General features: G+C 68.2%; 15 protein-coding genes. 10 read left to right on the top strand and 5 right to left on the bottom strand.

Features of this window, described 5'->3' with window-relative positions; genetic code table 11:
- The first annotated feature begins 5 nt into the window (after nt 1-5).
- The 3 genes from CIK77_RS07540 (at nt 6) to CIK77_RS07530 (ending at nt 4,672) form a co-directional block, all read left to right on the top strand.
- Entirely contained in the window at nt 6-1,592 is a 1,587-nt protein-coding gene (locus tag CIK77_RS07540; protein WP_087054337.1) for an AMP-binding protein, read from the top strand.
- 132 nt (nt 1,593-1,724) lie between these two features.
- Entirely contained in the window at nt 1,725-3,059 is a 1,335-nt protein-coding gene (locus CIK77_RS07535; RefSeq protein ID WP_087054338.1) for a phenylacetate--CoA ligase family protein, read from the top strand.
- A 263-nt stretch (nt 3,060-3,322) separates the two neighbouring features.
- Complete coding sequence (locus tag CIK77_RS07530) at nt 3,323-4,672, top strand: aminomethyltransferase family protein (protein WP_087054339.1); 1,350 nt, start codon at nt 3,323-3,325, stop codon at nt 4,670-4,672.
- Between the two features lie 10 nt (nt 4,673-4,682).
- On the opposite strand, the gene CIK77_RS07525 is transcribed toward CIK77_RS07530, so the two are convergent.
- From CIK77_RS07525 to CIK77_RS07515, 3 genes are all read right to left on the bottom strand, one after another.
- On the bottom strand, nt 4,683-5,729 hold the full coding sequence (locus tag CIK77_RS07525; protein ID WP_087054340.1) for a homocysteine S-methyltransferase family protein: 1,047 nt from the start codon (nt 5,727-5,729) through the stop codon (nt 4,683-4,685).
- A gap of 171 nt (nt 5,730-5,900) precedes the next feature.
- Nucleotides 5,901-6,860, bottom strand: a complete 960-nt coding sequence (locus tag CIK77_RS07520; RefSeq protein ID WP_170934082.1) for a LysR family transcriptional regulator — start codon at nt 6,858-6,860, stop codon at nt 5,901-5,903.
- A 4-nt stretch (nt 6,861-6,864) separates the two neighbouring features.
- On the bottom strand, nt 6,865-7,719 hold the full coding sequence (locus tag CIK77_RS07515) for an IclR family transcriptional regulator (RefSeq protein ID WP_087054342.1): 855 nt from the start codon (nt 7,717-7,719) through the stop codon (nt 6,865-6,867).
- Between the two features lie 282 nt (nt 7,720-8,001).
- Between CIK77_RS07515 and CIK77_RS07510 the strand changes: the two genes are divergently transcribed.
- From CIK77_RS07510 to CIK77_RS07490, 5 genes are read left to right on the top strand one after another with little or no spacing between them, the layout of a single operon-like run.
- Nucleotides 8,002-8,784 carry an ABC transporter ATP-binding protein gene (locus tag CIK77_RS07510; RefSeq protein ID WP_087054343.1) on the top strand — a complete coding sequence of 261 codons (783 nt, stop codon included), beginning with the start codon at nt 8,002-8,004 and terminating at the stop codon, nt 8,782-8,784.
- On the top strand, nt 8,771-9,481 hold the full coding sequence (locus CIK77_RS07505; RefSeq protein ID WP_087054344.1) for an ABC transporter ATP-binding protein: 711 nt from the start codon (nt 8,771-8,773) through the stop codon (nt 9,479-9,481). Before CIK77_RS07510 ends, CIK77_RS07505 begins: the two co-directional genes overlap by 14 nt.
- A 1-nt stretch (nt 9,482) precedes the next feature.
- A complete protein-coding gene (locus CIK77_RS07500) occupies nt 9,483-10,364 on the top strand; it encodes a branched-chain amino acid ABC transporter permease (protein WP_087054345.1) in 882 nt (293 codons plus the stop codon).
- Between the two features lie 8 nt (nt 10,365-10,372).
- Nucleotides 10,373-11,422, top strand: coding sequence for a branched-chain amino acid ABC transporter permease (locus tag CIK77_RS07495; protein ID WP_087054346.1), 1,050 nt, complete (start codon nt 10,373-10,375; stop codon nt 11,420-11,422).
- Nucleotides 11,423-11,459: 37 nt separating this feature from the next.
- Nucleotides 11,460-12,719: an ABC transporter substrate-binding protein gene (locus CIK77_RS07490; protein ID WP_087054347.1), complete on the top strand. Its 1,260-nt coding sequence runs from the start codon at nt 11,460-11,462 to the stop codon at nt 12,717-12,719.
- Between the two features lie 49 nt (nt 12,720-12,768).
- Here CIK77_RS07490 and CIK77_RS07485 read toward each other — a convergent pair whose 3' ends face one another.
- Together CIK77_RS07485 and CIK77_RS07480 are read right to left on the bottom strand one after the other, a co-directional pair.
- Nucleotides 12,769-13,341, bottom strand: a complete 573-nt coding sequence (locus CIK77_RS07485) for a TetR/AcrR family transcriptional regulator (RefSeq protein ID WP_087054348.1) — start codon at nt 13,339-13,341, stop codon at nt 12,769-12,771.
- 1 nt (nt 13,342) lies between these two features.
- Nucleotides 13,343-14,815, bottom strand: coding sequence for an MFS transporter (locus CIK77_RS07480; RefSeq protein ID WP_087054349.1), 1,473 nt, complete (start codon nt 14,813-14,815; stop codon nt 13,343-13,345).
- A 254-nt stretch (nt 14,816-15,069) separates the two neighbouring features.
- Here CIK77_RS07480 and CIK77_RS07475 point away from each other — a divergent pair, with 254 nt between their 5' ends.
- Nucleotides 15,070-18,027 carry a glycoside hydrolase family 3 protein gene (locus CIK77_RS07475; protein ID WP_249268507.1) on the top strand — a complete coding sequence of 986 codons (2,958 nt, stop codon included), beginning with the start codon at nt 15,070-15,072 and terminating at the stop codon, nt 18,025-18,027.
- 302 nt (nt 18,028-18,329) lie between these two features.
- Complete coding sequence (locus tag CIK77_RS07470; RefSeq protein ID WP_087054351.1) at nt 18,330-20,690, top strand: glycoside hydrolase family 3 protein; 2,361 nt, start codon at nt 18,330-18,332, stop codon at nt 20,688-20,690.
- Nucleotide 20,691 lies beyond the last annotated feature (1 nt).

Genomic DNA, 20,691 nt, shown 5'->3' with positions numbered 1-20,691 from the left:
GCCGGATGAAGCTCAACTACGCCGAGATCTGGCGGGCCGTGGCCGAGCGCTTCGGCGAGCGCACCGCGGTCGTCACGAGTGACGGCTCGCTGACGTACGTCGAGCTGCTCGATCGTGCCGGCCGGCTCGCCGCCCTGTTCCGCGCCCACGACATCCGGCCAGGCGAGCGCGTGATGCTGTTCATGCACAACCGTGCCGAGCACCTCGTCGCGCTGTTCGCCTCGTACATGACGGGGATCACGCCCGTCCCGGTGAACTTCCGCTACCGCGAGAAGGAGCTGGGCGAACTGATCGACGACTGCGACGCGGTCGCGCTGGTGTTCGCCGCCTCGCTGGCTCCTGTCATCGACCGGCTCGACGCCCATGGCATCCGGCTCCGACTGCGTGTGGACGACGAGGACAGGCCGGGCGAGCCCCTCGAGGGCGAGCTGCCGTTCGACGCGCTCGAACAGTTCGATCCGGATCTGCCTGAGCACGCTCCAGAGTCCGGCGAGCTGTTCCTGTACACGGGAGGCACCACCGGTCGCCCGAAGGCCGTGGTGTGGAGTGTGGCCGAACTGTTCGAGGTGCAGATGTACTCCATCTTCGGCACGATCGGGCTCGACGAACCGACCTCGCTCGAGGAGATCATCCGGATCGCCTCAGACCCGACCACACCGATTCCCGTCACGATGCCGCTGGCGCCGATGATGCACGGCACCGCGCTGTTCACGTCGATGAACACTCTCGTGCTCGGTGGCACCATCGTGCTGCTGCCGAAGGCGAGCCTCGACGTCGACGCCGCGGTGGCGCTCATCCGGCAGCACAGTGTGACCAGGCTGATCGTGGCGGGCGACGCGATCGCGGCGCCGATCGCCGAGGCGGCCGAACGCACAGGCGGCGGGCTCGATTCGCTCGAGTCGGCGATCAGCTCCGGCATGCGGTTCACCGACGATGTCAAGGCCCGCCTGCACGCGCTGGCGGACATGACCATCACCGACCTGCTCGCCTCCACCGAGGGCGGCCCCTACGCCGTCGCCGTCTCGCGCGGCGCCGACGACCTGCCGGCGAGGCTGCGGCTGTTCCCCGGTGCGGTCGTGCTCGACGACGACGACCGAGAGGTGCAGGATGTGCCAGGCGCACACGGAGTGCTGGCCTTCCGCGGCACGCTTCCGAAGCGGTACCACGGCGACGAGGCCAAGACCGCCGAGACGTTCAAGGTCATCGGCGGCCGGCGCCACGTGGTCGCAGGCGACCTCGTCGATGTGAGCGCCGACGGCACGATCGACCTGCTCGGCCGAGGCAGCGCCGTGGTCAACACCGGCGGTGAGAAGGTGTTCCCCGCCGAGGTGGAGGAGGCGCTGCTGGCGCATCCGGACGTCGATGACGCCGTGGTCTTCGGCATGCCGGACGAGCGGTTCGGCGAGGTCGTTGCGGCGGTCATCGCCACGGATGCGAGCGGCCTCACACCCGAGGCAGTGCGGGAGCACTGCGCCGCCCTGATCGCCGGCTACAAGAAGCCGCGCCTGATCTCGATTCGCACCTCGCTCGAGCGCAGCCCGAGCGGCAAGGTCGACATGCGCCGGATGAAGGCGGAGCTGACCGAGGGATGAGCGCTCCCGAACGCCGCCGGTGCCGCGTCGCACCGGCGGCGTTCCTTCTGTCACACGGAATCGGATGTGAACGGCGGCTGCCGTCACGGCGATAGTGAACGCACACACCGTGTTGAAGAGAAGCGAGAAGAGATGACAACCGCGCTGTTCCACCCCGACGTCGACACTCGTCCGTGGGGTCGGCTCCGCGAGCAGCAGCTCGCCGACGTCGCGCCCCTGCTGGCCAGACTGCGCGGAGCGGACGCGTGGCGCGAGAAGCTCGCCGGGGCTCCGGCGGGTGCGACGCACGAGGACGACCTGCTCGAGATTCCGTTCACCACGAAGGCCGACCTGCGCGGCGCACAGGCGGAGACCACCGCGGAGCAGCCCCTTGGCACGCTGCAGGTCGCCGACACGGTCGACCTGCGCCAGATCACGAGCTCTTCCGGCACGACGGGAACGCCCGTGTTCTTCGGCCTCACCGAATACGATCTCGAACGCTGGCGCCGGCTGATCGGCAACGCCTACCGCACGGCAGGTGTGCACCCCGGCACGCGGGTGGCGCACACGACGGGCATGGCGATCGTCGCCGGCGGGCTGCCGTACGCCGACGGCATCAGGGAAGCCGGCGGCGCGCTGGCGTGGATCGGCGGCCAGACCGTGCCGCGCATGGCGGTCGGGATGCAGCGCACCCACGCCGATGTGCTGGTGGCCACGGCGTCGTTCTCCGCGCACTTCGCGAAGCGCTGCGAGGAGGAGCTGAACATGCCGGCGACTGCGCTCGGGGTGCACACCGTCATCGCAGGAGGCGAACCCGGCGTCGGCGTGCCGCACATCCGACAGGGGATCCTCGACGCGTGGGGCGCGACCCGCGTGAGCGAGTTCATGGGCCTCGGCGACGTGCTGCCCGCGATGTGGGCGGAGTGCGAGCAGGGCGACGGCATGCATTTCACCGCGTCCCCTGACGTGCTCGTTGAGCTGATCGACCCGGCCACCGGTGCGCACGTGCCGTGGGAGCCCGGCGCGACCGGCGAGGCCGTCTACACGACGCTGACGCGCGAGGCCAGCCCCGTTCTGCGGTTCCGCTCACGCGATCAGATGCAGGTGCAGACCGTCGACTGCGCGTGCGGACGCACCTCGCCGACCGTGCGCTGCGTCGGCCGCACCGACGACATGCTGATCTTCAAAGCGATGAACGTGTACCCCTCCGCGATCCGCGAGGTGGTGCTCGCCGCCGCCAGCGCCCACCTGACCGGCACCATGCGCATCCGCAAGGACACCGCGGACCAGGTGCGCTTCGACGACCCGATCCCGCTGGAGGTGGAGCTGCGCTCCGGCACAGCGCGCGACGCGGCCCAGCGCGCGCTCGACGAAGCGGCCGAGCAGGTGCGCCAGCAGCTGCGCGTGCGGGTGAGCATCGAGCCTCAGCAGCCAGGGGTCATCCCCGTCAGCGACTACAAGAACGCCCTCACCTACGTCGCCGGCTGAGCGTGCGCCGCGGCCCAGCGCCCCTACAGGAGGCGGAGGACGGGGACGTCCGGACGCTGGCATCGGGTCCGTCGTGAGCGCGCGAAGCGCGCGAGGGAATGTCGGCCGGACGTCCCCGTCCGCAGCCGCGCAGCGACCCGATCAGGAGCCCGAACCCGGATCAGGAATCCGCGCACTGGCATTAGCATTGCTGATCCGGATCGCCCCACCGGATGTCCGTTGCTGGCTAGCGTGGAACTCATCCGCAGAACGAAGGAGTTCCCATGACCGAGTCGCTCGCAGACGCCATCACCGCCGCAGGCGGCCCCGTCACGCTGCTGCGCAATGCCCAGGCCGCGCCCACCGTGTTCCCCGTCCGCTCGGAGTTCAGCAACTGGCGTTCGGAGCAGCGCGCGTGGCGCGAGTCCGTCGCGCTGCTCGATCAGTCGCACCACATGACGGATCTGTTCATCTCGGGCCCCGATGCGCTGCGCCTGCTCACCCGCGTCGGCGTGAACAGCTTCGCGAAGTTCTCCGCAGGCCGTGCCAAGCAGTTCATCGCGGTCAACCACGAAGGCTTCCTCATCGGCGACGCCATCCTGTTCCACCTCGATGATGGCGAGTTCGACCTGGTCGGGCACCCGATGGTGATCGACTGGGTGCAGTTCCACGGCGAGACGGGCGGATACGACGTCTCCTTCGAACGCGACGGCAACTCCATCGTTCGCTCCGGCGACCCGAAGCTGTACCGCTACGAGCTGCAGGGACCGAATGCCCTCGCGCTGATGGAGAAGGTCACCGGCGCGCCCGTTCCCGAGACGCGGTTCTTCCACATGGCCGATTTCAGCATCGCCGGCCACCGAGTGCGCTCGCTGCGCCACGGGATGGCGGGGCAGCTCGGCTTCGAACTGTTCGGGCCGTGGGAGGAGGGCGACACCGTGCGCGACGCGATCATCGCCGCGGGCGAGGAGTTCGGCCTCGTCCTTGTCGGCTCGAAGGCCTACTCGTCGGCGAACCTCGAGTCGGCGTGGGTGCCCTCTCCCCTGCCCGCGATCTTCACCGGTGAGCAGACGGACGAGTACCGTGCGTGGCTGCCGGCACGATCGGCCGGATCGCTCGCGGGCAGCCAGTCGTCGGAGAACATCGAGGACTACTACGTCACTCCGTACGACCTCGACTACGGCCGCAGCGTCGCATTCGACCACGACTTCATCGGCCGCGAAGCACTCGAGAAGATCGCCGAGAACCCGGCCCGCCACAAGGTGACGCTGGTGTGGAACGCGGATGACGTGGTCGCCGCCCAGCGGTCGATGCTCGAAGAGGGAACGCCGGCCAAGTACATCGACTTCCCCAAGGCCCGCTACGGCCTGTACCAGGTCGATCGCGTGCTGCGCGACGGCGCCGAGGTCGGCATCTCGCACGATGCCGGCTACATCACCAACGAGCAGGCCTTCGTCTCCCTCGCGAGCATCGAGACGGCGCACGCCGCACCGGGCACCGAGGTGACCGTCGTCTGGGGCGAGGACCCCGTCTCGGCCAAGCCAGCCGTCGAGCCGCACCGCCAGGTGCAGATCCGCGCCACCGTCGAGCCCGCTCCCTACTCCCGTTTCGCCCGCGAGAACTACCGCCGCTGAGGCGCGCGGCTCAGGCGCTCGCGCCGAGGCCCTTGATGTGCTCGGGCAGACGCTCGTTGCTGCCGTACATGAAGTGGTTGCTCATGTTCTCGCTGTACCGACTCGCTGCGGGGGTGCGGCCGGCGGCCTCAGCGACCTCGCGGATGTGCACCGGCGATGCGCCGCAGCACACGCCGATGAACCGGATGTCGTCGGCCAGCGCCTTCTCGGCGAAGTCGCGGATCTCGTAGCGGTTCGTGTACAGCGGGTCGAGCGCCGTGGGGAAGGTGCGGCCGTGCGGTGACGGCACAGACGCCGCGACGTCCGAGAGGTTGAAGAACGTCGGCTCAGCCTCGGTCGTGCGGTACGGCACCGGCAGTGCGCCGACGTGAACCGAGACGGCCTCACGGATGCGACGGATCCACGGCAGCAGCGTCTCCGGCCCTCGGAAGCAGTTCAGTCCGACCACGTCGGCTCCGCCCTGCTCGAGCCGCTGAGCGGCCTCGACGATCCCGACACCGTCCATCAGCTCGTTCGCCGCCATCGGCGCGAGCATCGACACCACGGGCAGACCGCTCGCCTTCGCCACCTCGAGCGCGAGCTCCGCCTCACCCGCGTAGTAGAAGGTCTCGGCGATGATGATGTCTGCCCCCTCCTCGACGGCCCAGCCCACCATCTCCTCGAACATGCCGCGCACGTCGCGCTGGGCGCGGCTGTCGTTCGGGTCCCAGATGTTCGTGTTCGAGATGTTGCCCGCAACGAGGTTGCCAGGCACGCGGTCGGCGACCTCGCGCGCGATCCGCAGCGCCTGACGGTTCAGCGGCTCGAGCAGATCCTCCTTGCCGATCACCCGCATCTTCTCGCGGTGCCCGTTGTAGGTGAACGCCTCAACGATGTCACTGCCTGCACGCTGGAAATCGATGTGCAGGCTGCGCAGGGCATCCGGCTCCTCGAGCGCCACCTCCGGAACGAACTCGCCCGCGGTCAGATACCCGCGCCGCTCGAGCTCGAACAGGAACCCCTCCGCACACACGACGGGGCCGGCGTCGAGCCGACTGGTCAGGACATCACTGCTCATGTTTCGCACCCTTCTCTTCCGCGGCCGGCATGCCGCGCGGGAACAAACGTAGGCCGCTGCCGGCGTGCGATGCGCCGGCGTGACGGACCGTGACCGCTCGTGACGCAGAGTTACGAGCCCGATGACGTTTCGTGACTCTGCATGAAGAATCGCGACCGACGGCCGCGCCCGTCAGCCGGCAGCTCGCTCGCCCGGCACGGCATCGCCGTGGATGACGGAGAACTGCCCCTTCGAGCCCCGGATGGCGCGGGCGACGGTGTCGTAGAGCCAGTCGAGCGCCGCAGCGTGCTGGGTCGTCACGCGGCGGTACAGCCGCAGCTCGAGCGGCGCCATCTCGAACGGCAGCGGCCTCACCGTCAGCGACCAGTGCCTCGCCCACCCCAGCGCGATCGTGTCGGGAACCGTCGCCACGAATCGGTCGCTGCGCGCCAGAAGCGGGGGAAGGGACGCGTAGTGGTTCAGCCGGATGAACGGCCGCACCTGCCCACCCGCGCGCTGCAGCGCTGCGGCGACCTCGCCGCCGCCCGAGTCCTCCGCCACGGAGATGTGCGTGGCCTCGAGGTAGTCGTCGAGACTGAGGCGACCTTCGGCGAGCGGATGGGATTCGCCCATCGCGAGGCCGTAGCTCTGCGTCTTCAGCACGGTGCTGGGGAACTCACCCGTGATGTGGCGCGGTGTCACGGCCAGGTCGACCGTGCCCCTCGCAAGCCAGTCCGGCAGCGCATCCGGTTCGATCGGCACGATCTCGATCGGCATGTGCGGCGCCTGCGCCGTCACGGCGCTCAGCAGCGCCGACGCCCAACCGATCTCCCCCAGCTCGCTCAGCGCGATCCGGAAGGTGCGATCGCTCGTGCTCGGGTCGAAGCCGTGCACCTGCTCGACCGTGCGCTCGACGGCGGCGAGCGCCTCGCGGAAGCCGGGATAGAGCGATTGCGCCAGCGCCGTCGGCTCCATCGTGCGGCCGCGGCGCTCGAACAGTCGGTCGTCGAGTTCGCCCCTCAGCCTCGCCAGCGACTGGCTCACAGCCGACTGCGTGACGTACAGACGCGACGCGGCGACGGTGAGGCTGCGCGCCTCGTGCACGGCGACGAACACGCGCACCAGGTTCAGATCCATCGACGACGAGGCCATGCCGTCACCGCGTCGCCGACGCGCCATCGGCCTCGAGCTCGGCGATGAACTCGACCGACCGCTTCGACAGTCCGATCGTCTCCGGCGCGATCTCCCCCGTCTCGCCGGATGCGCGGACCAGGTCGCGCGAAGCCCCGGCAGCCGCCGCCGTGAGCAGGTCGGCGATCGGCTGCGCCGGTGCGTCATCGTTCGGCACGACGACTGTCAGCGCGGCGATGACGCGGCCGCCCGCCCCGCGCACCGGCACTCCGATCGCCCGCGCCTCGAGATGGATGTGCCCGTTGGTGACGACGAACCCGTCGCCGCGGACCCTGGTGATCACGCGCCTCAACTGCTCGGGGCTGCTGATCGTCTCGCTGGTGTACCTGCGCATCGGCGCACGGCACACGGCTTCGACGGCCCCGACGCCCGCATGCGCGAGCAGCACGAGCCCGGCCGACGAGGCGTGTGCCGGGATCCTGCCTCCGACGAGCGTCGCGTTGATCACGGCATCCGGCATCGACAGCCGTTCGATGTACAGCGCCTCCGTGCCCTGCAGGATGCCGAGCTGCGTGTGCTGCCTGACCCTGCGGTGCACAGCCTCGCACCATGGCCGCGCGATCTCGCGCAGGCCGACGGCACCCGGCGTGCGCGAGGCGTACTCCCACAGCCGCACTCCGAGGCGGTACGAGCGATCCGCCTGCCGCTCGAGCAGGCCCTCTCGAGTGAGCTCTCCGACGAGGCGATGCGCGGTCGACGGGGCGAGCTGCGAAGCGCTGGCGATCTCGGTCAGCGTCAGGAACGGATGCAGGGGGTCGAACGCGTCGAGCACCGCCAGATGCCTGGCGAGCGCCGAACGCCCGGCTGATCTGTGCGCCATCGCACCTCCCGTGCTGCCGATCCTACGCCGCGTTTCACATCAATGGGATAACCAACCGGCCACAGACGCACGAAGCGCATCATATGAAGGCCCCGGATGCCGCACAATGACGTGAGGGCGAATAAGCAGATCGCTGCCAAAAGCGTAACGAAATCTGAACCAAGATTGTAAACACTTTTGGCACAGAAGCGTAGTAACGTGCAACGATAGACGGCGCGAACGACCCGACGTCCGCACCAGCCAGCCCACAGATCGCACCGCCGCGACAGAGAGAGTTCAGCGATGGCCGCTCGATTGACCCTTGCAGACGTCAACCTCCGATTCGGAGGAGTGACGGTGCTCACCGACGTCGGCTTCGAGGTCGAGCCCGGCCAGGTGTTCGGGCTCGTCGGCCCGAACGGGGCGGGCAAGACGTCGCTGTTCAACTGCATCAGCGGGCACTACAAGCCGACATCCGGATCCATCCGGATCGACGGCGAGGAGGTCGCCGGATCCGCGCCTTCGACGCTGAACAAGCGCGGGCTCGCTCGCACGTTCCAGCACCCGGCGCTGCAGCTGAACCACACCGTGCTCGAGAACGTGATGCTCGGCAGCCACACGCGCCTGCCCGGCGGCCCGCTGACGTGGTCGCTGCGCCTTCCGCCCACTGGTCGCAGGGAGCGGGAAGTGCGCGACGAGGCGATGACCATGCTCGAGGATCAAGGGCTCGGATGGGCAGCGCACTCCCGTGCGGACGAGCTGTCCCACGGGCTGCACAAGGCGATCGAGCTCTGCCGTGCGCGGATGTCGCACCCGTCGCTGCTGCTGCTCGACGAGCCGGCAGCAGGCCTGTCCCACGGCGAGGTGGAGCAGCTGATGGCCACCGTGCGCCACCTGACGCGGAACGGCGAGCTGACGGTCGTCATCGTCGAGCACAACATGGGCCTCATCTCCGCGCTCACGGACAGCGTCGTCATTCTCAACTACGGCAGCAAACTCATGCAGGGCACAGCGGCCGAAGCACAGGCCGACCCTCGTGTGATCGAGGCGTACATCGGAACGGAGGCCGCAGATGACGTTGCTTGAGCTCACCGACGTCACGGCGTCGTACGGCAAGGTGCAGGTGCTCGAGGGCGTCTCGCTCCAAGTGCCGGATGGCGGCGCCGTCGGCATCCTCGGCGCGAACGGCGCGGGGAAGACGACGACGCTGCGTGCTATCTCCGGCACCGTGAACGTCGCAGGCCGGATCACCTTCGACCGCACCGACATCACGCACTCGGGCCCTGAGAAGGTGGCATCGCTCGGCATCGCGCATGTTCCCGAAGGGCGGGGCACCCTGCCCAACCTCTCCGTGCGCGAGAACCTGCTGGTCGGCGCCTACCTGCGCAAGGACCGAGGCGGCGTCTCCGGAGACATCGACTTCCTGCTCGAGCTGTTCCCCAACCTGGGCCGCCGCATCGGCCAGAACGCTTCGACGCTGTCTGGCGGCGAACAGCAGATGCTCGCCATCGCCCGCGCGTTCATGGCGAAGCCCCGCTTGCTCGTCCTGGACGAGCCGTCATTGGGCCTGGCACCTTCGACCTCGAAGGACGTCTACGACTCGCTCCAGCGGCTGCGCGAGGAATCGGGCATCGCGATGCTCGTCGTGGAGCAGAACGCGCCCCTCGCCTTCCGCATCGTCGAGGCGGCAACCGTGCTCGAGACCGGCCGCAGCGTGCTCAGCGGCACGGCCGCGGAGCTGAAGGGCCGCGACGAGATCAGAAAGGCGTACCTCGGGGGCTGACATGGGAACCTTCATCCAACTCGTCGTCGACGGACTCGGCACCGGCTCGATCTACGCCGCACTCGGCCTGGCCATCGTGCTCGTGAACCAGTCGACGGGAATGATCAACTTCGCTCAGGGCGGCATGGCCGTGCTGAGCGCGTACTTCGTCTACGCCTTCGTCGGCTGGGGAATGCCGCTCATCGTCGGCATCCTGCTCGCGGTGATCGCGGCGTTCATCATGGGCGCGCTCATCGAGCGTCTGCTCATCCGGAGGTTCGAGAAGGGCGACCCCGATACGGCGATCGTCGTCACAGTCGGCCTGCTCACCCTGCTCACCGGCCTGGCGGGCTGGATCTGGTCGTACAACAACCTGCGGCTGCCATGGCTGTTCCCCGAAGCGACGCTCTCGTTCCTCGGCGCGACGATCAGCTGGAAGTCGCTCGGCACCTTCCTGGTGATTCTCGCGGTGATGGGACTGATCCAGCTCCTCTTCCGCGGCACGAAGCTCGGCCTCGCACTGCGCGCCGTGGCCGACAATCCGTCGTCCGCCGCACTCGCCGGCATTCCCGTCGGACGCCATCTCATGATCGGCTGGGGCCTCGCTGCCGCCCTCGGCGCCATCGCGGGCGCGCTCATCGCGCCGCGTCTGTCGCTGACGCCCGGCATGTTCGACACGGTGCTCGTCTATGCACTGGCCGCCGTCATCCTCGGCGGGCTGTCCAGCCCGATCGGCGTCGTCGTGGCCGCCTGGATCATCGGCGTGCTCGAGAACCTCGCCGCGGTCTACGTGCCGCTGATCGGGCACGACCTCAAGATCGCCGTGCCGTTCGTGCTCCTGTTCATCGTGCTGCTGATCAGGCCGCAGGGCCTGTTCGGCCGCAAGACCGTCGTGCGAGTGTGAGGAACGAGATGTCCGCTTCACCTTCTGTCCCCGACCTCACCGCCCCCCTGACCACGCCGGCGCCCGGCCGACGCGCATGGTGGAAGTACGCCGTCGCCGCGGTCATCGTCATCGCGCTGCTGGTCGCTCCGCTCGTGCTGCAGGTGGAGGCGAACCAGCAGCTGGCCCGCGTCGGCGTCTTCGCCGTCGCCGTGCTCGGCCTGAACGTGATCATGGGGTACACCGGCCAGGTCTCGCTCGGTCAGATCTTCTTCGTCGGCTTCGGCGCGTACGCGACGGCGTACGGCGTGAACAACGACTGGCCGATCGTCGTCACCTTCATCGCCGCGATCGTGCTGCCGGGCATCGCCGGGCTCTTCGTGGCCTTCGCCGCGGCGCGCCTCGGCGGGCTCGCCATCGCGATGGTCACGATCGCACTGCCCGTCATCGGGGTGCCGCTCGCGAAGCGACTCTCCGACCTCACCGGGGGGTCGCAGGGCACCTCGGCGCGCTTCTCCGATGCACCGGAGTGGACCGGCCTCGCCGACGACCAGTGGCAGTACTACACCGTGCTGCTCATCGCCGGCATCTGCTTCATCCTGGTGGCGAATCTCACGCGCGGGAAGTTCGGCCGCGCGCTGGCCATCGTGAAGGAGAACGAGAACGTCGCCAAGTCGATGGGCATCTCGCCCTACCGCTACAAGGTGATGTCCTTCACGATCGCCGCCATGATCGGAGGTGTGGCCGGCTTCCTCTACATGGTCGTCATCCAGTACACGAGCCCGGAGACGCTCGCGTTCCACCACTCGATCAACCTGCTCGCCTCGATGGTCGTCGGCGGCGCCGCGAGCATCTTCGGCTCGCTGCTCGGCGGCATCTACTACGTGTTCGTGCCGAGCATCACCAACGAGATCGCACCGACGCTGACCGCGCTCATCCAGGGCGTCATCCTGCTCGCGGTCCTGATCGTCCTGCCCGGCGGGCTCGCAAGCGTGCCGCACCGCATCAGACGCCTGTTCCGCGGGCGCCGCTCGGCTGATCGGCCGAATGATCGCGCGGATGATCGACCGAGTTCGTAACGTCCCTTCAGACACCACCAACGAAAGAGGTTCCGTCATGATCCTGAACAGCAGGAAAGCGAAGTGGCTCGGCACCGTCGCCGTCGGCTCCGCACTCGCCATCGCACTGGCCGGCTGCGGCCGCGACGACGGCGGCTCCGGCGGCGGCGATGACGGCGGATCGAGCCCCGGCATCACAGACGAGGAGATCACGCTCGGCGTCACGACGCCGCTCTCCGGCGCTACGGCTGGCCCGGGCAACTGCACGGTTGCGGGCCTCGTCGCCTACATGGGCGAGCGCAATGACGAGGGAGGCATCGAGTTCGGCGACGGCAAGACCCGCACGGTCGACGTGCAGGCGTGGGACGACGCCTACGACCCGCAGAAGGCGCTGCAGAACTTCCAGCAGAACTCGGGCGACGTATTCGCCTTCACCTCGGGGCTCGGCACACCGACCAACCGCGCCTACCGCGACGCGGCGATCGACGAGGAGGTGCCGCAGGTGCTGGTCCAGACCGGCGACCCGATCTTCTCCGACCAGGCCGAGAGCCCGTGGCAGCTCGGATTCGTGCCCACGTACATGAACGAGGGCGCGGCGTTCGGCGAGCTGCTCGCGGAGTCGGGTGACGATCTCACTGTGGCGATCCTGTCGCAGAACGACGACTACGGCGAGGGCTACGTCGAGGGCTTCAAGGAGGCCATCGAGGGAACGGGCGTCGAGGTCGTGAAAGAGCTCACCTACGAGGCAACCGACCCCTCCGTCGACCCCCAGCTGACACAACTGGCGGACACCGAAGCCGACGTGTTCTTCAACGCCATGTCGATCACGCCGCTGGTGATCTCGTCGATCGAGAAGACGCGCGAGCTCGGCTGGTCGCCCAGCTGGTTCCTGCCCTCGAACACATCGAGCCCCGTGGCCATCCTCGGCCCGGCGAACGCCGACCCCGAGGACGGCTTCTACTCGGTGTCGTTCGCCAAGGCGCCGCAGTCCCCCGCGTACGCGGACGATGAGGACGTGACCACCTTCCTCGAATCCCTCGAGACCTACTCGGGCGACTACACCACGACGCCCGACTTCCCGCACTGCATGTGGAGCTACATGGTCGGCGCCACCCTCGACCAGGCGTTCCAGAACATGGAGGAGCCCACGCGCGAGTCGTTCATGGAGGCGCTGCGCAGCGTCTCCGACCTGCAGGCACCACTGATGCTGGACGGCACAGCGGTGGACACCACGGAGGACGGCCAGCCGGCCGTGTCGAGCCTGGTCGTGCAGGAGTACAACGGCAACGGCTACGAGACAGTCGATTCGCTCGGATGATCCGACCCGTCGGGTGACGAGGCGTCCGTCCTTCGGGGCGGGCGCCTCATCAGCTCTCCCCCGGCTTCCCGACCCGCGTCATGTCGAGCAGCTGTTCCTCCAGCGCGGCGCAGTCGTCGGGGTCCAGGATCGCGCCCCACAGCGGGGCGCTGCCGACGCCGTCGGACGCGGCCACGATGATCCGGACGGCCTGCTCCCCCAGCCCGTCCGCCATCAGCTCCTCCCGCCAGCGCCGCCCGTCGGCCGACGCGATCTCCTGGATGCCCGGCTCGCCCATCAGGTGGGCGGCCACGGCGATCTGATCGCGTGCGGAGTCGTTCGACACTTCGGCGAAGGTCGCACGGATATAGCCTCTGGCCAGACGTCCGTGCGCGTCGCCGCGCTCTCTCTCGGTCTCGGCGTACACGGCCTCGCGGAAGCGCGCGAACAGGTCGGCCGCGCTCGCGCGCAGCAGGTGCTCTTTGGTCGGGAAGTGGTACAGCAGACCGCCCTTCGACACCCCGGCGGCAGCGGCGATCCTGGCCAGCGACACCTCCTGCCCATGGCGGGCCACCATGGGGGTCGCCGCGTCGAGGATGATCCTTCGCGTTCCGTCGGCATCGCGCCCCGCTGTGCGTCCCATGTCAGCCCACGTTAACGGCGACTGCCGGCCGCGCGTTCGGAATCAGGCGGAGTGCCACAACGGCCCCTGCGACCATCACGCCGGCGGCGATGAGCGTCGTCACCTGCATCGAGTGCACGAAGGCTTCCCGTGCGGCATCGAGCGCAGCCCCTTCGCGCAGCTCGGCCGCGGCGCTCGCGAGCGAGTCCTGCGCGGCATCCGGAACGTCGGCCGGGAGCGCGAACCGGTACATCACGGTGAGCACGGAGCCCAGCACGGCGATGCCCATCGCCGTGCCCAGCTCGTACGCGGTCTCGGAGATCGACGAGGCCGCCCCCGACTTCTCCTGCGGCACTGACGAGACGACCGCGTCGACGCTGAGGGTCTCGGAGATGCCGATGCCGAGCCCGAGCGGCACCAGAGCGACGAGCAGCCATGACAGGTGCGTGCTGCCCTCCATGACCGCAACGGCCACCAAGCCGGCGGCTCCGAGCGCCAGGGCGAACGCGATCGCCCTGCCCCGACCGAGACGAGCGACGAGGAAACCGACGCACGCGACGGCGAAGATCGACGCCACGGCGACGGGCAGCTGCGCCAGACCGGCGCTGAGCGGCTCCAGCCCTCGGGCGAGCTGCAGGTACTGCGAGAAGAAGAACAGCACACCGCTCATCGCGAAGACCGAGATGAAGTTCACGGCGACGGCACCGGAGAACGAGCCGTTGCGGAACAGGTCGACGTCGATCATCGGTGCGGCCGAGCGGCGCTGGCGCCGCACGAACAGGATGGACCCCGCCGCGGATGCGACGAGCGAGACGGCCAGTGCGACATCGACCGCGCCCGTGGTGAGGTGCTTGATCGCGTACACGAAGGGCACGATCGCCAGCATCGACCACGCGCTCGAGAGGAGATCGAGCCTGCCGGGGTGCGGGTTCTTCGACTCCGGCAGCACCCACGCGCCCAGGCCGACGATGACGAGCATCACCGGCACGTTGATCAGGAACACGCTCCCCCACCAGAAGTGCTCGAGCAGCGCGCCGCCGACGACGGGACCGAGTGCGATGCCGCTCGCGGCGGCCGCCGACCAGATCGCGATCGCGCGCGTGCGCTCGGCCGGATCGGTGAAGATGTTCCGGATGAGCGAGAGCGTCGACGGCATCAGCGTCGAGCCCGCCACCCCCAGCAGCACTCGCGCGACGATGAGCATCTCGGGGCTCGGCGCGAACGCCGCCGCCACGGAGGCGATGCCGAACGCGGTGGCGCCGATCAGCAGCAGCCGCTTGCGCCCGACGCGATCGGCGATGTTGCCCATGGTGATCAGCAGGCCGGCGATCGCCAGCGAGTACACATCGCCGATCCACAGCACGGCAGTCGCGCTCGCGTCGAGATCTCTCGCGAGCGACGGCACGGCGAGGTGCAGCACCGTTGCGTCGATCGCGAGCAGCAGCACCGCCCCCGTGAGAACACCGAGGCTGAGGTAGCGCCGTGCGGATGTCATGATTCCTCGTTTCGCTGTACCGTCCGGTCGGTATAGTTTCACGCACCCGACTGAGTTCCCGCTGAGCAGACGACCAGCGGTGCGCGAGTTTTGACCGATCGTGCCGCTGTCACCGTTCGTCCGGTCGGCGCCGCCTAGCGTGTTGACGTTGGACGCACGGGCGCGCCGAAAAGCGCACAGCAGCAGCAGAGATGCCCTGCGTTCGACACAAGGGCGAGACGAAGCAGCCGCCTATGACCAGGAGGAGTCCCAGAGTGAGTGACGCGACGGCGAAGTCGAAACGACGCCCCATGTCGAACAAGAAGTTCCTGTCCATCTGGATACCGGTGCTCGCCTTCGTGGCGCTGATCACCGTCGTCCTCAATGTCGCGCTGAACGTGGGCTTCAACTGGGTCGCCTCACAGCTCGGAGGCGGCACCTACACCGTCAACCAGTCGGAGGAAGCCGCCGATTGGGACACCGACTACTACCAGGCTGACTTCGACACGATCGAGGACGTCGACGCCGCCTCGCGCGAGGTGGTGCAGGACATCGCCGGCGAGGGCATCGTGCTGGCGAAGAACTCGTCGCAGGCATTGCCGATCGATGAGGGCGCCGCCGTCACGATGCTCGGCGCCGCGGCCGTCAACCCGGTCTACGGCGGCGCCGGCTCCGGCTCCGTCGACACATCGACCGCCGTCACGCCCCAGCAGGGCCTCGAGAACGCCGGCTTCACGGTGAACCAGCCCGTGATCGACGAGCTGACGGCCTTCACCGAGGAGAACCCTCGCGGCTTCATCGAGATGGACAAGCCGGATGTGTCGACCTACACGATCGGCGAGATGCCCGTCTCCGGCTACGACGCCGTCGCCGATTCCTTCGGCGAGTACGGCGATGCCGCCGTGATCTTCGTCGGTCGCCCCGGCGGCGAGGGCGGCGACCTCACCACCGACATGTCCGGTTGGGACGAGAACTATGAGGACGGCCAGCACCAGCTCGAGCTGAACAAGGACGAACTGGACCTGATCGATCTCGCCACCGCCAGCTTCGACACCGTGATCGTGGCTGTGAACGCTTCGACGACGATGGAGATGGGCCCGGTCCAGAACAATGCAGATGTCGACGGTGTGCTGCTGATCGGCTCCCCGGGAGCCACCGGGTTCAACGCGGTCGGCGAGGTGCTCTCCGGCGCCGTCAACCCGTCGGGCCACACGGTCGACACCTGGGCATCCGACTTCACCAAGGATCCGAGCTTCGCGAACTTCGGCGAATTCGTCTACGAGAACCTCGACGTCGAGTACCCGGCATCGGTGCTGGAGGCCGCTGCCTCCAACGCCGACGTCACCTCCGATGCCCCGTTCATCAACTACCAGGAGGGCATCTACGTCGGCTACCGCTACTACGAGACGGCCGCTGCCGAGGGCTTCATCGACTACGACGACGCCGTCGTGTACCCGTTCGGCTACGGCCTGAGCTACACCGACTTCTCCTGGCAGGTCACCGACCGATCCCTCGGCGACGTCGACGGCGAGATCTCGCTCGACGTCGAGGTGACCAACGACGGCACGACCGCCGGCAAGGACGTCGTCGAGCTCTACTACTCGGCGCCGTACACCCCTGGCGGCATCGAGAAGCCCGAGGTCGTGCTGGGCGCGTTCGCCAAGACCGGTGAGATCGCACCAGGCGAGAGCGAGACCGTCACCGTCTCACTGAACGTCGAGGACATGGCTTCGTACGACTACGAGGACGCGGCGGCGTACGTGCTGGAGGCCGGCGACTACGACCTCTCGCTGCGCACCGATTCGCACACGCCGGCCGACGGCGTCGACGCCATCCCCTACGCGGTCGACGAGACGGTCGTCTACGGCGAGGACAACCAGCGCTCGTCCGACGAGGCTGGCGTGACCAACCAGTTCGACGACGTGTCGGAGATGTTCACGGATGAGCCAGAAGAGGGCAGGATCCTGAACATGTCGCGCGCCGACTTCGCCGGCACCTTCCCGACGGCGCCGAGCGATGACCTGATGCAGGCGACCGACGAGATCGCGGAAGGCTTCGCACCGTACGACGCCGAGGCGGCCCAGGACCCGGATGCCGAAGCACCGACCACCGGTCAGGACACCGACCTGACACTGGTGAACCTGCGCGGCCTGCCGATCGACGACCCGCAGTGGGACGAGCTGCTCGACTCGCTGACGATCGACGAGATGACCGAGATGCTGCTCAACGGCGCGTATCAGACGGGCGCCCTGCCCAGCATCGCAAAGCCGATCACCACCGACCTCGACGGCCCTGCCGGGTTCTCGTCGTTCATCAACGCGTCGGTGAACGGCACGGCGTACCCGACCGAGTTCCTCATCGCACAGACGTGGAACGTCGAGCTGAGCAGGGCCATGGGCACCATGGTGGGCAACGAGGCGCTGTTCAAGGATGTGTCGGGCTGGTACGCGCCGGCCGTGAACCTGCACCGCTCCCCGTTCGCCGGTCGCAACTTCGAGTACTACTCGGAGGACCCGTTCCTGTCGGGCGCCATGGGGCTCGCGTCCACGGAAGGAGCCGCCTCGAAGGGCGTGTACACGGCTCTGAAGCACTTCGCGCTGAACGATATGGAGGCCAATCGCGTGAACAACGGCATCGCGGTCTGGGCCAATGAGCAGACGATCCGCGAGGTGTACCTGAAGCCGTTCGAGATGATCGTCAAGGACGCCGAGATGCCCGTGGAGTACATCGCGGACGAGAACGGCACGGTCGAGGAGACGACAGTCGGGACGACCGCGGTGATGAGCTCGTTCAACCGCATCGGCGCCACGTGGGCCGGCGGCTCCGAGGCGCTGATGACGGACGTGCTGCGCGGCGAGTGGGGCTTCGACGGCTTCGCCATCAGCGACTTCAACCTGTACCGCTACATGAACCCGAACCAGAGCATCGCGGCGGGAACGGACCTCACCCTCACATTCGCCCCGTCGAAGTCGTTCGACGACACGAGCTCGGCGACGGCGCAGCAGGATATCCGGAAGGCGACGCACCACGTGCTGTACGCGGTCGCGAACTCGAACGCGATGAACGGCTTCGCACCCGGCTCGACGGTCAGCTACGAGCCGCCGATGTGGCGCTGGATCCAGCTCGCAGCGACCATCCTGGTCGGCGTTCTGGTGCTGCTCGGCGTGTACCTCGTGATCCGCCGCGTGCGCAGGCACCGCGCGGGCGACGACGAGGTGCGCCTCGCGGAATGACCGGCTGATGCGGAATCGGCGCCCGGTGGCTCTTCTGCCGCCTGGCGCCGATTCTGTGTGCGGGAGGCGCATCCTGATCCGCTGCGTACGGATCATGCGCGCAGAACGGCCGATCGTGCACGGGGCGGACCGGAACGCCCAGCCGGCTCATAGCGTCGAAGGTGCGCAACGCCCGCCGGTTCACACAGCAATGCGGACACGGGCCGCCTCGTCGACGAGGCGGCAGCGACGGCGGCGGAGCGCGTTTGGTTCCCTAGCGTCGCCGACGACGGCGACGCGCCAAAGACGATACGGGGATATTGATGAGGAAGTCAGCAGTCACATCCGGGCTTGTGCTCACGACCGGGCTCGCAGTGGTGCTCACCAGCTGCGCGAGCACCGACGGGGGCTCCTACTCGACGGAGGAGGTGACAGACGGAACCACCGACATCGTCGTCGTGACGAACCCCGGTGACGGAAAGACCCTCACCATGGCGAAGGACTCCTTCGAGCTGATCGAAGAGACCGACGGCGGCAGCACCCTGGCGTTCAAGGACATGAACGGCAACGGCGAGCTCGACGCCTGGGAGGACTGGCGCCTCGACCCCGAAGAGCGCGCGGCCGCCCTCGCACCCCAGCTCAGCGCTGATCAGGTCTCCGGCCTGATGCTGTTCTCGAGCCACGAGCGCGCTCCGGGCGATGGGCTCACCGACGCCCAGCAGGAGTACCTCTCGGATTCCTACCTGCGCAACGTGCTGTACGCGGGCGGCAACGACATCGAGCCGGTCGTCGAGTGGACGAACGAGATGCAGGCGTACGTCGAAACCCTCGTCTCCGACGACGAGCCGTACATCCCCGTGAACTTCAGCTCCGACCCGCGCAACGACGCGGCCGACAGCTACGCTGGCGCGTCGGGCGGCGTGTCGCAGTGGCCGTCGTCGCTCGGCATGGCCGCGACGTTCGATCCGGATGTCGTCGAGCAGTTCGGCAGCGTCGCCTCGGCCGAGTACCGCGCGATGGGGCTGGCGAACGCACTCAGCCCGCAGATCGATCTCGCGACGGAGCCGCGCTGGCTGCGCGTCAACGGCACCTTCGGCGAAGAGGTCGACCTGGCCAGCGAGATGGCTTCGGCGTACGTCGACGGATTCCAGGGCACGTTCGACGAAGACGGAGAGAACCTCGGCTGGGGCACGGATTCCGTGTCGACCGTGATCAAGCACTTCCCCGGCGACGGCGTCGGCGAGGGCGGACGCGAGGCGCACACGAACGCCGGCAAGTACGGCGTCCTGCCCGGCGACAATCTGGATGAGCACGTCGCACCGTTCCTCGCCGCAATCGATGCAGGCGGCGTGATGACGTCGTACTCGATCCTGCTCGACGGCGAGGGCGACCCCGCCTACGGCAACGACATGGGAAGCGCCTACGACTCCGAGCGCGTCGACATCCTGCGCGAAGAGAACGGCTACGACGGCGTGATCGTCACCGACTGGGGCGTGACCGCCGGCGGCGAGACCGATCCGGATGCTCTCATCGGCACGAGCTGGGGTGCGGACGACCTCACCGTCGAAGAGCGCCACTTCGAGGTGCTCAAGGCCGGCGTCGACCAGTTCGGCGGCAACAACGACATCGCCCCGATCCAGGAGGCGTACACGATGTGGGAGGCGGCACACGAGGCCGGCGACCTCGGGCAGAGCGCCGAGGACCGCTGGGCCGACAGCGGCCGTCGCATTCTGACCAACCTGTTCCGGGTCGGTGTGTACGACAGCGCCTACCAGGACCTCGCCGTCTCGGAGGAGGTCGTCGGCAACGACGACTTCAAGCAGGCAGGCCTCGACGCACAGCACGACTCGCTCGTCGTTCTGAAGAACAACGACGGGACCATCGCCGATGGCACCACGGCCGAGGACCTCGAGGACCTCACCGTGTACATCCCGCGCTCGTTCGACACCGGCCACGACGGACTGTTCGGGCCGGCGACGTACACCGAGGGCGAGTCGATCGACCTCGAGACCGCTGAGCACTACTTCGGCACGGTCGTCACCGACGAGGCGGAGCTGAACGATGACGAGGAGGTCGTCTCGTACACGGCCCCTGACCTCTCAGACGTCGACCTCGTGCTCGTCGGGATGAGCAACCCGAACAACGGCACCAACTTCGACAGTGCGGGCCTCGACCAGGAGACGGGCGAGTTCTACCCGCTGTCCCTGCAGTACCGCCCGTACACGGCGGACGGCGACAGCGTGCGCAAGACCTCGATCAGCGGCGACACCCTCGAAGACGGCAGCAAGGAGAACCGCTCCTACTACGGCAGCACATCCCGCATCTCGAACGAGGCCGATCTCGACGCCTTCGAGCGCGCGGTCGACGCCGTCGAGGCCAGCGGCGAGGACATCCCCGTCGTCACGCTGCTGTCGATCTCCAACGGCGCCGTCATCCCCACGGAGTTCGAAGCGGACTCCGACGCCATCGTCTGGGGCTCCGGCGTCAGCGACGCGGCGTTCCTCGACGTCGCGCTCGGACTGAACGAGCCGACAGGCCGCCTGCCGATCGCGCTGCCGAAGGACATGGACTCCGTCGAGGCGAGCCTCGAGGACGTCGCAGACACCACCCCGTACGTCGACTCTGAAGGCAACTCGTACGAGTTCGGCTTCGGCCTCGGCGCCGACGGGCAGCCCATCGAATAAC

The sequence above is a fragment of the Microbacterium sp. JB110 genome, from assembly GCF_003335195.1.
Taxonomy (GTDB): Bacteria; Actinomycetota; Actinomycetes; order Actinomycetales; family Microbacteriaceae; genus Microbacterium.
This window is presented reverse-complemented; position numbering and strand designations above follow the sequence as displayed.

What these genes read in the sequence shown, in the direction of transcription:
- CIK77_RS07540 (WP_087054337.1), top strand. Translation starts at nt 6, where the DNA reads ATGAAGCTCAACTACGCCGAGATCTGGCGGGCCGTGGCCGAGCGCTTC.
- CIK77_RS07535 (WP_087054338.1), top strand. Translation starts at nt 1,725, where the DNA reads ATGACAACCGCGCTGTTCCACCCCGACGTCGACACTCGTCCGTGGGGT.
- CIK77_RS07530 (WP_087054339.1), top strand. Translation starts at nt 3,323, where the DNA reads ATGACCGAGTCGCTCGCAGACGCCATCACCGCCGCAGGCGGCCCCGTC.
- CIK77_RS07525 (WP_087054340.1), bottom strand. Translation starts at nt 5,729, where the DNA reads ATGAGCAGTGATGTCCTGACCAGTCGGCTCGACGCCGGCCCCGTCGTG.
- CIK77_RS07520 (WP_170934082.1), bottom strand. Translation starts at nt 6,860, where the DNA reads ATGGCCTCGTCGTCGATGGATCTGAACCTGGTGCGCGTGTTCGTCGCC.
- CIK77_RS07515 (WP_087054342.1), bottom strand. Translation starts at nt 7,719, where the DNA reads ATGGCGCACAGATCAGCCGGGCGTTCGGCGCTCGCCAGGCATCTGGCG.
- CIK77_RS07510 (WP_087054343.1), top strand. Translation starts at nt 8,002, where the DNA reads ATGGCCGCTCGATTGACCCTTGCAGACGTCAACCTCCGATTCGGAGGA.
- CIK77_RS07505 (WP_087054344.1), top strand. Translation starts at nt 8,771, where the DNA reads ATGACGTTGCTTGAGCTCACCGACGTCACGGCGTCGTACGGCAAGGTG.
- CIK77_RS07500 (WP_087054345.1), top strand. Translation starts at nt 9,483, where the DNA reads ATGGGAACCTTCATCCAACTCGTCGTCGACGGACTCGGCACCGGCTCG.
- CIK77_RS07495 (WP_087054346.1), top strand. Translation starts at nt 10,373, where the DNA reads ATGTCCGCTTCACCTTCTGTCCCCGACCTCACCGCCCCCCTGACCACG.
- CIK77_RS07490 (WP_087054347.1), top strand. Translation starts at nt 11,460, where the DNA reads ATGATCCTGAACAGCAGGAAAGCGAAGTGGCTCGGCACCGTCGCCGTC.
- CIK77_RS07485 (WP_087054348.1), bottom strand. Translation starts at nt 13,341, where the DNA reads ATGGGACGCACAGCGGGGCGCGATGCCGACGGAACGCGAAGGATCATC.
- CIK77_RS07480 (WP_087054349.1), bottom strand. Translation starts at nt 14,815, where the DNA reads ATGACATCCGCACGGCGCTACCTCAGCCTCGGTGTTCTCACGGGGGCG.
- CIK77_RS07470 (WP_087054351.1), top strand. Translation starts at nt 18,330, where the DNA reads ATGAGGAAGTCAGCAGTCACATCCGGGCTTGTGCTCACGACCGGGCTC.